At 71.1% G+C, this 14,547-nt stretch carries 6 protein-coding genes and 3 pseudogenes; 7 read left to right on the forward strand and 2 right to left on the reverse strand.

The genetic code is table 11. The features are described from left to right. Positions 1-24: 24 nt before the first annotated feature. Complete coding sequence (locus tag ACWCQ6_RS22995; RefSeq protein ID WP_451091978.1) at positions 25-981, reverse strand: GlxA family transcriptional regulator; 957 nt, start codon at positions 979-981, stop codon at positions 25-27. A gap of 163 nt (positions 982-1,144) precedes the next feature. Here ACWCQ6_RS22995 and ACWCQ6_RS23000 point away from each other — a divergent pair. Next, positions 1,145-1,369 (forward strand): annotated as a pseudogene (locus ACWCQ6_RS23000) (carboxymuconolactone decarboxylase family protein); the annotation flags it as partial. A gap of 170 nt (positions 1,370-1,539) precedes the next feature. After that, positions 1,540-2,265 (forward strand): class I SAM-dependent methyltransferase, encoded by a 726-nt coding sequence (locus ACWCQ6_RS23005; RefSeq protein ID WP_451091980.1) that lies wholly within the window; start codon positions 1,540-1,542, stop codon positions 2,263-2,265. A gap of 341 nt (positions 2,266-2,606) precedes the next feature. Here the strand turns inward: ACWCQ6_RS23005 and ACWCQ6_RS23010 are convergent. Beyond that, positions 2,607-2,786 (reverse strand): annotated as a pseudogene (locus tag ACWCQ6_RS23010) (DUF4240 domain-containing protein); the annotation flags it as partial. Positions 2,787-3,154: 368 nt separating this feature from the next. Between ACWCQ6_RS23010 and ACWCQ6_RS23015 the strand changes: the two are divergent. The 5 genes and pseudogenes from ACWCQ6_RS23015 to ACWCQ6_RS23035 form a co-directional block, all read left to right on the forward strand. Further along, positions 3,155-3,304 (forward strand): annotated as a pseudogene (locus ACWCQ6_RS23015) (aminopeptidase P family protein); the annotation flags it as partial. 423 nt (positions 3,305-3,727) lie between these two features. Next, positions 3,728-4,747 carry a proline racemase family protein gene (locus tag ACWCQ6_RS23020; protein WP_451091982.1) on the forward strand — a complete coding sequence of 340 codons (1,020 nt, stop codon included), beginning with the start codon at positions 3,728-3,730 and terminating at the stop codon, positions 4,745-4,747. A 1,002-nt stretch (positions 4,748-5,749) separates the two neighbouring features. Then, on the forward strand, positions 5,750-6,412 hold the full coding sequence (locus ACWCQ6_RS23025; RefSeq protein WP_451091984.1) for a lysophospholipid acyltransferase family protein: 663 nt from the start codon (positions 5,750-5,752) through the stop codon (positions 6,410-6,412). Positions 6,413-6,624: 212 nt separating this feature from the next. Then, the gene (locus ACWCQ6_RS23030; RefSeq protein WP_451091990.1) at positions 6,625-6,807 is read left to right on the forward strand and encodes a LuxR C-terminal-related transcriptional regulator; all 183 of its coding nucleotides are present in this window, start codon (positions 6,625-6,627) and stop codon (positions 6,805-6,807) included. Positions 6,808-6,875: 68 nt separating this feature from the next. Continuing rightward, complete coding sequence (locus ACWCQ6_RS23035) at positions 6,876-14,504, forward strand: type I polyketide synthase (RefSeq protein ID WP_451091986.1); 7,629 nt, start codon at positions 6,876-6,878, stop codon at positions 14,502-14,504. The last annotated feature ends 43 nt before the right edge of the window (positions 14,505-14,547 follow it).

The raw sequence follows: 14,547 nt of genomic DNA on the forward strand, positions 1-14,547 counted from the left end.
AGGATCTCGCCAGGTAATGGCGGGCTACTCTCCCTGAGTAAAGGTGCGCCGGTACTCGCTCGGTGTCGTGCCGAGGATCCGCTGGAAGTGCAACCGCAGATTGGCGCCGGTGCCAAGACCGACGTCGGTGGCGATCTGCTCGACGCTCCGCTCCGAACGCTCAAGCAGTTCGCGGGCCAGGTCGACACGGGCGCGCATGACCCACTGCATCGGTGTGTATCCCGTGTCCTCGACGAAACGCCGCGAGAAGGTGCGCGGCGACACCGCCGCATGCCGGGCGAGCGCCTCTAGGGTGAGGGGCTCGCCGAGCCTGTGAAGGGCCCACTCGCGGGTGGCGGCGAACCGCTCCCCAAGTGGCTCGGGCACGATGCGTGGCACGTACTGCGCCTGACCACCGCTGCGGTAGGGGGCCGCGACAAGGCGCCGGGCCGCATGGTTCGATGCGGCCACCCCGAGGTCGCCGCGCAGGATATGCAGGCACAGGTCGATGCCCGAGGCTGCGCCGGCCGACGTCAGCACAGTGCCCTCGTCGATGAACAGGACGTTCTCGTCGACCTGAACGAGCGGATGCCGTGCCATCAGTGCCCGTGTGTAATGCCAGTGCGTCGTGGCGCGCTTGCCGTCGAGCAGGCCCGTGGCGGCGAGCGCGAAGGCGCCCGTCGAGATGGCGGCGAGCCGCGCGCCCCGGGCGTGGGCGGCGATCAGTGCGTCGAGGACGGCCTGCGGGGGGTCGTCGCGGTCCGGGAACCGGTAGCCGGGGACGAAGACGATGTCGGCCCACTCAAGTGTGTCGAGGCCGTGGGCGACGCCGTACGACAGGCCATCGCCGCCGGTCACGAGACCGGGTACTGGCCCGCACACCCGCACCTCGTACGGCATGCTCGCGCGAGTCGCGAAAACCTGCGTGGGAATTCCGACGTCGAGTGGCTTCGCACCTTCGAGCACAAGGACGGCGACGCGATACAGGCGGGAGGCTGGCACGGGAGAGAGGTTACGTGGGGTGTGCCTTCGACAGACACACTGCCTGGATCAGTCGGATGACACCGGCCGGACCGTCTTCCCCGTCGCGGTCCAACGGCCGCCCCGCCCTTCGCTCCGCCTCCAGCCGTTCCATCGGCGTGGTCCGCGCTTGAGGCCGCGATGTGCCGCCCTGGAACTGGCGGAACAGGGCAACCGTATCGCCGATGCCGCCGGCGGCGTCACCGACGACGCATGGGAGAGTGCCACCCGGCACTACGACGAGAACCAGCTGTCCGACCTGGTCATGTTCATCGCCCTGGCCAACGCCACCAGCCGCACGGGCGTCACCGTCCGCCGGGGCGCGGCGGACGACTACGAGCCCAGTACGTTCGCCGATACGGCGAACTGACCCGTAGACCCATGTCGGGGCGGCCGAAGCAGGCAGGGTCGAGGTCGCCGCGCAGTACAGTGCGCTCGACACCCCGGCCTCCGCCGCGCAGGCCGAGGAACTCACCGGCTGTGTGGTGCGCGGCGAAAATCGGTAGCCGTCCGGGAGCGGCTCTGCCTACGTTCGGTCGCATGGCTGACGAATCCTTCGGGCACCCGCGGCTCGCCGCGATCTACGACCCGCTCGACCCCGACCGCAGTGATCTCGACGCCTACCTCCGGATGACGGAAGAGTTCAATGCGCGCCAGGTCCTGGACATCGGCTGCGGCACAGGCGTGTTCGCGCTCCTCCTGGCCGACCGCGGGATCGAGGTCGTCGGTTTCGATCCCGCCCGGGCATCGATCGATGTCGCCCGGGCCAAACCGGGCAGTGAGCGGGTTCGGTGGATCTGTGGTGATGCAATGGCCCTTCCGCCGCTGCAGGTCGACCTCGCGACGATGACGGCGAACGTCGCCCAGGCCATCCTCGATCCGCAGGCATGGCAGATAACACTGCGGCGAACCCACGAAGCGCTGTCGGCCGGCGGGCGTCTGGTCTTCGAGACGCGCGATCCGGCCAGACACCTCTGGGAAGAGTGGACCCGCGAGAAATCATACCGTGTGGCGGAGATTCCGGGCGTCGGCTCCGTGGAGAGCTGGGTCCAGCTGCTGGAGGTGAGTCTGCCTCTGGTGACCTTCCGCTGGACCTACGTCTTCGCAGCGGACGGCCAGGTGCTGACATCGGATTCGACGTTGCGGTTCCGAGAGCGGGAAGAAATCGAGAGGGACCTGGTCGCGCACGGATATGTGGTGGAGGGCGTGCGTGATGCGCCTGACCGGCCAGGAAAGGAGTTCGTCTTTCTGGCGCGACGTCCGTGACCTGACGAGTTCTCAAGCAACCGACGGACCCTGGGACGGCCTCGGCCGGGTAGGCGATGTACGTCTCGCGGTAGCTGCCGGTACTCAAGCTGCGGAGACCACGATATCCCGGGCCGTTTGCCAGCGACGGCTCGCTCGAACGAGCCGACAGGCACCTCGAAAAACCTTTGTCGGTGGACGACTTGGCCGCACACCTCGGCGTTTCGCCCCCGCACGCCGGACCGATGCTTCGCAGACCGGCTCGACATGGGCCCGGGTGCGTGGTTGCTCTCCAGCCGAGTGGCCGCGGCGCGCGTGTAAAGGACGGCGTCGCTGGACAGGTCCTGTCCGTACTCCTTGCGGTCCAGCTGGTAGAGCTTCCATGACAGTTGTTCGGCAAAGCCGGTGACCAACGACAGCGGGGACCGGGCAAGGCGTTCGGTCACCGCGGCTGCACGAAGGTCTGCGTCAGGGTCGGGCTCCGGGGGCCTGCAGTCCTCGATGAGCTGCCAGAAGGCGTCTTCGCTCATGCCGACAAGCATGCCGTAGAGGTCTGACGCTCCCCCGGGAAGCGGTGCGTAAGTGAGGCAACTGCGGTCGAGCGGACGCTCGATCAGCCGGCCCCACGTACCGATAGCTTCGCCCCCGCATGCTCAAACGAGCCAGCCTGGAGCACTTTCGACACCGAGCATGTGGCCTGCCGCGTAGGGATCGCTGGGCAGTTGGAGACGAAGGCTCGGTCGGCGAGCGCGAGTTCAGCGGCGGTCCCGTACGTCCGGACCACGTCGTCCTCCGGGACGATGCGACCGACGACCGTGGCCGATCTGTGCCAGTGGCACTCCTGAGCGCCGAGCACGCGCGATGCGGGATACCGTCCGGGAGCCGCCGAGCAGTGGCAGCGAGGGTATCCGAGCCGCCCTGGGAGGCCGCCGTCACCACCGAGGAGGAACGTGACGCCGAACTCGAAGAGGCGCTCAGCGTTCTCCGCCCCGTCAAGGACGACCGGGAGATCGTCGAACTCCGCAAGGCCGTGGACTCCTCGGTACGCGGATTCACCGACGGGTCGATATCGCGGACGGTCCCGGTCGGCGCACCGGTGGCGACTGCCGGGTCCGTCGTACGAGCGTCCCGGCAGGGCAGGCCGAGCACGAGCTCCGAGTCGGCGAGGGAGCGGTGCCGGTCCCATCCGGACGGCTCCACCGCACCTCAGGAGTGGCCCGATGTCGGCATCCGGATCCAGGACAACCTGGTCGTCGCCGACCACGGTCACGAGAACCTGTCGGGATCAAAGGACGAGGTCGATACGGGGACGGCCCGGTTCGCCGGCTGACAGCGTTGACACCGGCACCAGGTTCACCGGGGTCTTCTTCGCCTGCTCGCCCTGCCCCTTGACGTCACGCGATCCTGAACCGGCCGAGTTCGTCGACGCCGGTCGGTTCCGACCGCCTCACACCCTGCCCTCACCAGCTCTGTGGAGGACCACATGACCATCCACCAGGTACTGACCACCGACTACCACACCGGCGGTGAACCGTTCCGTATCGTGCCCGAACCGCCGGTCGCCATCGAGGGGGCCACCGTCGCCGAACGCCGCATATTCGCCATCGGCAACCCCGACGTGGACAACCTGCGCAAGCTGCTGTGCTTCGAACCCCGCGGACACGCCGACATGTACGGCGGGTTCATCACCCCACCCGACGACGAGGGCGCTCACTTCGGCGTGCTGTTCTGGCACAAGGACGGCTTCTCAACAGCCTGCGGCCACGGCTCCATCGCGCTCGCCGTCTGGGCCGTGCAGACCGGTCGTGTCGCCCGTGACCCCTCCGGCATCACCACAGTTGTCATCGACGTGCCCTCAGGCCGGGTCACCCTGCGCGTGCACACCACAGGTGAACAGATCTCCGGCGTCGACTTCGTCAACGTCCCCGGCTACCGGCTCGCCGAACACATCGCCGTCGCCACGTCCCGCGGGGACGTCGTCGTCGATGTCGCCTACGGCGGCGCCATCTACGCACATCTGGAGGCAGCCGGCGTAGGATTGGCTGTCACCCCCGAGCACTACTCCGACCTCATCACGATCGGGCGCGAGGTCAAATGGGCGCTGAACGAAAGCGAGTACGCCCGTCACCCCGTCGACGACCGCCTCAGCGGCATCTACGGCACCATCCTGTATGACGACCTCGGCATCGACGAGAACGGCAACCCGCATCAGCGAAACGTCACCGTCTTCGCCGACGGCCAGGTCGACCGTTCCCCATGTGGCTCCGGCACCTGCTCCCGCGTCGCCGCGCTCGCAGCGACCGGTCACCTCAAGCCAGGCCAGATCCTCGTCCACGACTCGATCGTCGGCACCCGCTTTCACGCGCGGATCGTCGAGGAGTTGGCTGTCGACGGCTACCCCGCCGTCGTCGCCGAGGTCACGGGGAAGGCATACCGGACCGGCGAGCACCGCTTCGAGCTGAGTCCCGGGGACGACCTCGGCACCGGCTTCGTCCTGCGGTAGCCACCCTGGTGACCGGCTGAGCAAGCGCGTGCGTGATGTCGGTGTCCCCCGTACGTCTCTCACTCAGAAGTCCGGCTCGGCCCGGCCCGCCCGGATGCCGCGGTCCACGGCTCGCGCGCAAGCGGTGACGGCCGTCGACCGGACGGCCGATGAACAGTGCGTAGTGCGTAGACGGTGATCGCGGTGACGGCGATGCCATCGAGCAGGACTGCGGCCCTCGGGGCGATGCGGATGCCACGACCTGCGGGACGATGCCGGAACTGTAGGTGCAGAGGATGTGCTGGCGACGGCCCAGGACGATGGCCGGCCGGATCTGGTCGTTGACGTCGCCGCCCGTGACGTCGAGCACCGCGTCGGCGGCGTCGGCCCCGAAGCCCTCGGTCATCCGTGCATGGGCCTGCTGGCGGCTGATCTCGCGAACAGCACCTCCCCCCAGTGCCGCCGCAATGGCCCCGGCCTGCTGCCTCTCTGCCCTGTCCTACCGTGAGGCACGCGTCCCGCCGTACCGCAGTGTCCACATCCGTCATCAGCGTCAGCAGAGCGTCACGAACATCATCAGAAAGGCAGGCAGTTCGGACGTCGACAGGCTGTGCTTCGTTGAACGTCACGAGGATTCCGTAGGGTCCGCCAGCCGAAACCTGCTCTCGGCGAAGCGGATGGCCCAGATCTTGTCGGCCCACACCGTTGCTTCAGGAACTGCCAGTGGCAACTCTGGAAGGTCCAGCCAGCTCAGTTCCTCGGATGTGAGTTCACAGTGCCGTTCCGGTAGTACGAGGGAACTGATCGCCGACCGACGGGTGCGGCCCGCTCGGGTTCGCAGTCGGCGCCGGTGCCGCGTTACGTCGGCCGGTGGCGGCGGTCAGCCGGCCGCCGTGGCGTCGTACGGGCGCCACCGGTCCTCCCAGCGCCTGCCGATCCGCAGGATGAGTACGAGAACTCACGACGGGGCGACAACCGGCGGCCGACGATGAGACCGACATTGTCCAGACCGGGAGATCGCACGTGCTCAGCCACCTCGCCGACTTTCTGGTGCCTGCGTTCGGCCGGCTGTCGGTGACCACCGACCCTGGCGCCGAACTCGCACCCGGCAGCATCATCGCCGCCAACCACACCTCTCTCGCAGACCCCGCCGTTGTACTCGCCGCCTTGCATCGCCTGGAAATCGAGCCGGTCGTCATGGCGGCCGCAGGCCTGTGGCGGATCCCCGCGCTCGGACACGCTCTCGCCCGCGAAGGGCACATACCCGTGCACCGCGGCGAGAGCCGAGCCGCCAAAGCCCTCGACCTTGCCGCCAAGGCCGTGGAGCAAGGACGCCACCTCCTCATCTATGCCGAAGGCCGCCTGCCCCGGCGCAAGGACGCCGGCGAAGCCGCCCCTGGCACCTTCCGCACCGGTCTGGCCCGGCTCGCTGAGCGCACCGGCGCCCCTGTCGTGCCCGTGGGCCAGGCCGGCGCCCGCCGGATCACCTCGGGCCGCACCGCCAAACAGCTCGCCGGTCTGGTAACCGCGCCCGTACGCCGACCCGCGCTGCACGTCCACGTAGGCACGCCGCTGGTGCTTACCGGCGACCCCACGGCCCGTACTGCGCAAGCCCGTTCCGCAGTGACCACGGCATGGCGGACAGCTGCTGCGCGTCTCGGCGAGCGCACCACGCCCGCCGCATAGCCTCCACACGCGGTCGTGCTGTTGCTCCGGCGACCGTGGCTGCGCGCTGGCCACCTGACGGACGAAAATCCCGTTGGCGGGCTGCCGTCCAGCTGCGCCGATGTCTCTGTTTCCCAGTCGACGCCCTGCTGCCCGCAGGTCCGCAGGAGCGGCGCGCTGTCCTTGCTGGACCAGGACTGCCCGCCCCCGACGCGGGCATCGACATCCTCCTCGTGCCGGTCCATCCGCAGACGGGCCGCTACAGCAACCGGGAGACAGGACGCAAACTGTTCATCACCACCAGCACGGTGGAGCAGCATCTGACGCGCGTCTGCCGCAAGCTCAGCGTGAAGCGCCGCGGGGAGCTGTCGGTGAAGCTCGCGCCCCTGCTGGCGGAGTCGCCGCTGCTGGCCTGACGGCCTCTATCGGGATTGACAGCGAACACGATCCCGGAGCTCGTCTCGTCCAGCGGTGCTCCGCGTCCGTGGAAACGACAGGTGAGGCGTACCCCATCGGTGTCGAACCGCCGCCGGGAGGCAACCTGGTGCACGGTGCCGCCGTCCTCAACGGCGGGTCGTCTCTAGGAGGTCATGCGGTGGGCAGGCACGCCGACATCGTCAAACCACTGCCGGAACTGCTCGGGCACCACGCCCGGCGCCTCGGGGAAAAGGTCTGTTTCGAGGACCGGCTCAGGCGTGTGACCTACCGGGAGCTGGAACGGAGGACCGCACGGCTGGCCGGTCACCTGGCCGGGCTCGGCGTGACGCGCGGTGACCGGGTGGCCGTGCTGCTCGGCAATCGTGTCGAGGCGGTCGAGGGCCTGCTCGCCGTCACCCGGGCGAGCGGCGTGGGCGTTCCTCTGGACCCCGGGAACTCGGAGGAGGAACTGACCCGCCTGCTGGACGACAGCGGGGCACGGGTGATCATCACCGATGACGTCTGCCTGATGCGGCGGCAAACGCTGCCGCTGCGCCCCGGGTTGACCGTGGTGGTGGCCGACGGCGGCGCCGAGGACGAGGCCGGGAGCGCGCCTTCGCACGCGGACCGCTTGGAGCCGGCGGACGGAGCCGAGGTTGCGGGCGCGGACGGGGTTCTGCGGTTCGAGGAGTTGGCGGGTACGGAGCCTCGGACGCCGGCCCGGGACGATCTCGCGCTGGACGAAGTGGCCTGGCTGCTCTACACCTCGGGCTCCTCCGGTGTACCCAAGGGTGTCCTGTCCACCCAGCGCAGCCGGCTCTCGCCGGTCGCGACGGGCCTTGCCGGTGTCCTGGACCTGTCCGAACGGGACCGTGTGCTGTGGCCGTTGCCCCTCCATCACGCGATGAGCCAGATCGTGTGTTTCCTCGGGGTGACCGCGGTGGGGGCGAGTGCGGTACTGCTGCCCCGGTTCTCAGTGGCGGGGGTGCTCGGCGAACTGCGCCGTGGGGACGCCTCGTTCACCTTGCTCGGCGGGGTTCCGACCACGTATTCGGCGCTGCTCGACGCGGTCCGGGGCGAGGAGGGCGGTGAGGACGGCGGTGGTCTCGGCGGCCCCGCGCTGCGGGGTTGTGTCAGTGGTGGCGCGGCGGCGGGGCCCGGGTTCCACGAGTCCTTCGAGGCGATCTGCGGTGTGCCCTATCTGGAGCACTACGGCAGCACGGAGGCGGGCCCGGTCACCATGCCGGCGCCCGGCGAGGCGAGGGCGTCCGGGTCGTGCGGCCGGGTGCTGCCCGGCGTCCGGGTCAGGGTCGGCGGGGGCCCCGACGGCCGGGACAGGGGCGAGGGCGAGTTGTGGGTCAGCGGGCCCGGGGTGATGGCCGGTTACCACGGCAGGCCGGAGGCCACCGCGGAGGTCGTGCGCGACGGCTGGTTCCGCACGGGTGACCTGGCCAGGATCGATGCCTTCGGCGGGCTGGCGATCACCGGCCGGGCGAGTGATCTGATCATCCGGGGCGGGGTGAACATCCATCCCTCGGAGGTGGAGGCGGTGCTGCGGCGGCTGCCGGGGGTGGCGGACGCCGCCGTGGCCGGACGCCCGCACCCCGTCTTCGGCGAGGTACCGGCCGGCTATCTGGTTGCCGAGCCCGGCAGCGTGCTGGACAGGGGGCACGTCCTCGCGGCCTGCCGTGCGGAACTGTCCGGCTTCAAGGTGCCCGCGGAGCTGTTCGAAGTGGCGGACATCCCCCGTACCGCCTCCGGGAAGACCGTGCGGCGGGACCTCGCCGGGCTGCCGGCACGAGCGCTGGGATCGGACGCGGATCGGAAGCCGTCGGAGGACCTGCTGGCCCTGGTGCGGGGCGAGGTGGCGGCCGTGCTCGGCTGTACGGCTCAGGCGGTGGAGCCGAGCACGGCGCTGCGGGACCTGGGCATGGACTCCCTGACGGCAACGGTGCTGCGGGAGCGGTTGTCGGCGGTGACCGGCCTGCCGCTCTCCGAGGCCGTCGCCTTCGACTTCCCCACGGCCGCAGCGCTCGCCGCTCACCTCGGGGAACGGAACGCTGCCGCGCCGGCCGGCGCCGGGTCCGTGGACCGGAGTGCGGCCCGGTCGGACGACGATCCCGTCGTGATCGTGGGGATGGCTTGCCGCTATCCCGGAGAGGTGACCTCTCCCGAGGAGCTGTGGCGGCTGGTGGCCGACGGGAGGGACGCCATCGGCCCCTTCCCCACCGACCGGGGCTGGGACGTCCGGGGGCTGTACGACCCGGACCCCGGGCGGCCCGGACGGACGTATGTGCGCGAGGGGGGTTTCCTCTCCGGTGCGGACCGCTTCGACCCCGGCTTCTTCGGCATCTCGCCCCGCGAGGCACTGGCCATGGACCCGCAGCACCGGCTGCTGCTCGAAGTTGCGTGGGAGGCCTGCGAGTACGCCGGTCTCGTCCCCGGCACTCTCCGTGGCTCGGCGACCGGGGTGTACGTCGGGCTGATGTACAGCGACTACGCGCGCGGCCTGGCAAGGACGCCCGAGCATGTCGAGGGGTACCTCGGCCTCGGCAACGCCGGAAGTGTCGCCTCGGGTCGTATCGCGTACACCTTCGGTCTCGAAGGCCCGGCCATCACCGTGGACACTGCGTGTTCCTCGTCCCTGGTGGCCCTGCATCTGGCGGCCCAGGCTCTGCGCCGGGGTGAGTGTGCCTTCGCGTTGGCCGGTGGCGCCACGGTGATGTCGGGGCCCACTTCGTTCGTGGAGTTCAGTCGCCAGCGGGCACTGGCGCCGGACGGCCGCTGCAAGGCGTTCGGTGCGACCGCCGACGGCACGGGGTGGGCCGAGGGGGCCGGCATGCTGCTGCTGTGCCGGTTGTCCGAGGCGCGCCACGCGGGGCTCCCGGTCCTGGCCGTGGTGCGCGGCTCGGCGGTGAATCAGGACGGGGCGAGCAATGGGCTGACCGCACCGCACGGGCCGGCGCAGCAGCGGGTGATCCGGCAGGCGCTCACGGACGCGGGGCTGACTCCCGGGGACATCGACGCCGTGGAGGCGCACGGCACCGGAACCCGGCTGGGCGATGTCATCGAGGCGGAGGCGTTCTTCGCGACGTACGGGCGGCAGGAACGGCAGCGTCCCCTCCGGCTGGGCTCGGTGAAGTCGAACATCGGTCACACCCAGGCCGCTGCCGGAGTGGCCGGTGTGATCAAGATGGTGCAGGCGATGCGCCATGGTGTGCTGCCGCGTACGTTGCATGCCGAAGAGCCGACGCCCCGTGTCGACTGGTCGTCGGGGCGGATCAGGCTGCTGACCCGGCCGGTGGGATGGCCCGCGACGGATCGTCCGCGCCGGGCGGGGGTGTCGTCGTTCGGGATCAGTGGCACCAACGCCCATGTGGTGCTCGAAGAGGCTCCGGGGGGCGGGGAGCCCGCATCGCTGAGCGCCCCGGCGCACGGCGGGACTGCGAAGGGCCTTGTCGCAGCCGGGGTGGAGCCGGAGTGTGCGGCGGTCCCCGGGCGGGCCGCGGTGGCCTTTCCGGTGTCGGCCAGGAGCGTGCCGGGGCTGCGGGCCCAGGCGCAACGGCTGTACGACCATGTGGTCGCCGCTCCTGACGTGTCCCTGGTGGACATCGGGTACTCGCTCGCCACCACGCGAGCGGCCCTGGATCACCGGGCCGTGGTGGTGGCCCGGGACCGTGCCGAGCTGCTCGGCTCCCTGCAGGCCGTGGCGGAGGGCGGCGGCCGGGCCGGAGTGCGCACGGGCACGTCCCGCCATCGCGGCTCACCGGCCTTTCTCTTCACCGGTCAGGGCAGCCAACGTGTCGGCATGGGCCGCGAACTGTACGGGTCGCGGGATCTGCATCCAGCCTTCGCCGATGCGCTGGACGAGTGCTGCGCCTTGCTCGACCCGCTGCTGCCGGTGCCGCTGCGGGACGTCATGTTCGCCGGGCCCGGCACGGAGACGGGCGCGTTGCTGGATACGACCCGGTTCGCGCAGCCGGCGCTCTTCGCTCTGGGGACGGCGCTGTTCCGGCAGTTCGAGGCGTGGGGGGTGCGCCCCGGTCCGGTGGCCGGGCACTCGGTGGGCGAGGTGACGGCGGCGCATGTCGCCGGCGTGTTGTCCCTCGCGGACGCGTGCGCGTTGGTGGCGGCCCGGGGCCGGCTGATGGACGCGCTGCCTTCGGGCGGCGCGATGGCGGCCGTGGCCGCCGGGGCGGACGAGGTGGCCGCCCACCTCTCCGGGGCCGGGTCTGCGGCGGAGATCGCCGCGGTCAACGGGCCCGCTTCTGTGGTTGTCTCCGGCGACGAGCCGGCGGTGCGGGAGGTGGCCGCGTACTTCCGCGAACGAGGCCGTTCGGTGACGTCGCTGCGAGTCGGTCATGCCTTCCACTCCGCTCGGATGGAGCCCGTGCTGGCCGAGTTCGCGGACGTGGTCCGGCGTCTGTCCTTCGCCGCGCCGCGGCTGCCCCTGATCACCGCTGTTGCGGGCCGTGCGGCCACCGTCGAGGAGGTGTGCACGCCGGAGTTCTGGGTGGACCACGTCCGCCGTCCGGTCCGCTTCGCCGACTCGGTGGCGTACCTGGGTGATCAAGGCGCGGCACACTACGTCGAACTGGGTCCGGACGGGGTGCTCACCGGCCTGGTACGCGATTGTCTCGCCGTGTCCGGGGTGGACACGGGCGAAGCGGGCGGCGGCGAGCGGAGCCCGGTACCGCTGGTTCTGCCGACACTGCGCGGGAAGCGGCCGGAGGCCGATGCCCTGCTCGGCACGGTGGCCGCGCTGCATGCCCATGGCGTTCCCGTCGACTGGCGGGCTGTCTTCGCCGGGTGCGACGGGCGGCGCGTCGCACTGCCCACCTACGCCTTCCAGCGCCGCCGGTACTGGCTGGAGACCGGCCCGGAGCAGCCGCCCGTGTCCCCGACGGGCGGGCCCGCCCATCCGTTCCTGCGGTCGTGCATCCGCACGGCCGACGACGACGGGCTTCTGCTGAGCGGGGTGCTGTCGGTTCAGGATCAGCCGTGGCTCGCCGACCATGTGGTGGCCGGGGAGACCTTCCTTCCGGCAGCCGCATTCGTCGAAATGGCTCTCCATGCCGGCGAGTTGACGGGTGCGACCGTCCTGGACGAGCTCGTGCTGACCGCGCCGCTGACCTTGCCCGCCACCGGTGCCGTCACCGTGCAGGTGAGGGTGGCGGGGGCGGACGAGGCGGGGCGGCGGGCTGTGCTTTTCCACTCCCGGCCGCATGCTCCGGCAGGTGATGAGCCCTGGCTCCGGAACGCCGCGGGCACTCTTTCGCCGGCGCAGGAAGCGGCCCCGGACGGGACCGGCGGTGTGCCCCGGCCGGACACGTCCTGGCCGCCGGAGGCGGCGATGCCGCTGGAGGCGGCGATGCCGCTGGAGGCCGACGGTCCGGGCACCGGACCGTATGAGCGACTGGCCGCCGACGGGCTGTGTTACGGCCCCGCTTTCCGGGGCATGCGCGCCGCTTGGAGGCACGGGGAGGAATTGTACGCGGACATCGACTTGCCCGAAGCGGCCCGGACTCCGCACCGGGAGGCGGGCGGCCCCGAGTTCGTCCTGCATCCCGCGCTGCTCGACGCGGCACTGCACGCCCTGGCCCTGGACGGGCTAGTGCCCCGACAGGCAACGTTCGCCCCGACGCGACGCCCGGCACGCGCTCTCGCCGCACCGCCCGCCAGCCCGAGTACATCCAGTACGAGAACTTCCGGCCGGCACGCCGAGAGCACCCACCGCGCGCCACTCCTCGACGGGCAAACGTCGCCTGCCGCAGCACTGGTCGCGAACGGTTCCGGAGCAGCCGGTCCGGCAGCCGTCGGCCTGTCCCTGCCGTTCGCCTTCAGCGGGGTGCGGGTGCACACCGCTGGCGTGCAGCGCTTGCGGGTAAGGGTGGCCCCCGGGCCGGACGGTCGGGCCGGAGTGGAACTGACCGACGATACGGGCTCACCGGTGGCGACGGTCCGTTCGCTGACACTCCGGCCTCTCGCGCGTACCGGCCCGGCGACGGACGCAGTCACCGGTGCTCTGCACCGGACGGACTGGGTGGCGCCGGCCGAGCCGTCCGCACCTGCGGTGATGCCCCGCTGGGGGGTTCTGGGCGAGGCGGGCACACGGCTGGTGGATGCTCTCGCGCCGCCGGGTTCCGGCGTCCCGGTGCACCCCGCCCCGGCGGCTTGCGACGCGTCGTCGGTCGTCGTCGTGGCGCCGTGCCCGTCGCCGGACACGACCGGCGACGGGCAGGACCGGGCTGCCGGTTTGCTGCGGGCAGCCCGGTGGGCGCTGAGGCTCGTGCAGGAGTGGCTCGCCGAGCCGCGTCTGTCCCGCTCGCGGCTCGTCCTCGTGACGTCCGGTGCCGTCGCTCCGGCAGATGACGGATTTCCCGCGGACGGTGCCGGTCGTGGGAGTGACGGCCGATCCGGCGGGACGGTAGCCGTACCGCTGCACACGCCGGTGTGGGGGCTGGTCCGCTCGGCCCTGCGGGAGAATCCCGGCCGCTTCGCTCTGATCGATGTGGACGAGCACCCCGACTCCTGGAGTGCCCTGCCCGCCCTGCTGGCCGCCCCGGTGCCGGAGGCAGCCGTACGCCGGGGGACGGTGTACGTGCCGAAGCTGGTGCCACTGGCCGAGGCGGCACCGAAGCCACGCAAGCGGCGGACGCTCGCCCCGGAGGGAACCGTCCTGGTCACCGGCGGCACCGGTTCCCTGGGCAAGCTGGTGGCGCGGCACCTGGTCACCACTCACGGCGTCCGGCATCTGCTGCTCGCAGGCCGACGCGGGCCGGACGCTCCGGGGGCGCGGGAACTCGTCGCGGAGCTGTGCGAGGCGGGCGCCCGGGTGACCGTTCACGCCTGTGACGTCGCGGACCGGACCGCGCTCGCGGCCCTGCTCGACACGATTCCGGCGGCCCACCCGCTGACCGGCGTGGTGCACACTGCGGGGGTGCTGGACGACGGCGTCGTCGCGGCGCTCACCACCGACCGGATGAGGCGGGTGATGCGCCCCAAGGCGGACGCCGCTCTCGCTCTGCACGAACTGACCCGGGATCACGACTTGGCCGTGTTCGCGCTGTTCTCCTCGGTGGCGGGTACCTTCGGCTCCGCGGGTCAGGCCAATTACGCCGCGGCCAATTGTGTGCTGGATGCCCTGGCGCGGCACCGGGGTCGGCTCGGACTGCCCGGTACGTCGATCGTCTGGGGCCCTTGGCAGCAGGACGACGGCATGATGGCGCACCTCGGCGACGCGGATCTGCGGCGGATGGCCCGCTCCGGGTTCGGCCCGCTCGGGCCGGAGGAAGGCCTGGCGCTCTTCGACGCGGCCGTGGCCGGTGACGATCCCGTGGTGGTGGCGGCCCGCCTGGCCCCGGCCGCTCTCCGCGCCGGTGGAACGGCGGCGAACCGGCTCCGAACCCCTGCTGCCGACGGGGACGGCACAGGCGACGGGAGCAGGGACCGAATCGGCCGGTTGCCGGCGGCTGCTTCCTCCGGCGAGATGCGCGGGATGCTGCTCACGCAGGTCCGGACCCTGGCGGCCCGCGTCCTGGGCCTTCGGGAGGGGACAGACGAGATCGACGAGGACGCCCTGCTGGCGGACCTGGGGCTGGATTCCCTGGCCGCGGTCGACCTGCGCAACGAGCTGGCGGCGTGGACAACAACGGTGGCTACGGAGCCGAGTACCAGTTCTACGACAGCCTGCTGAGACCCCGGCAGTTGCAGACCGAGGGCCAGGACGGCACTCGCAT

The organism is Streptomyces sp. NPDC001880 (genome assembly GCF_053594575.1).

What these genes read in the sequence shown, in the direction of transcription:
- ACWCQ6_RS23005 (WP_451091980.1), top strand. Translation starts at nt 1,540, where the DNA reads ATGGCTGACGAATCCTTCGGGCACCCGCGGCTCGCCGCGATCTACGAC.
- ACWCQ6_RS23020 (WP_451091982.1), top strand. Translation starts at nt 3,728, where the DNA reads ATGACCATCCACCAGGTACTGACCACCGACTACCACACCGGCGGTGAA.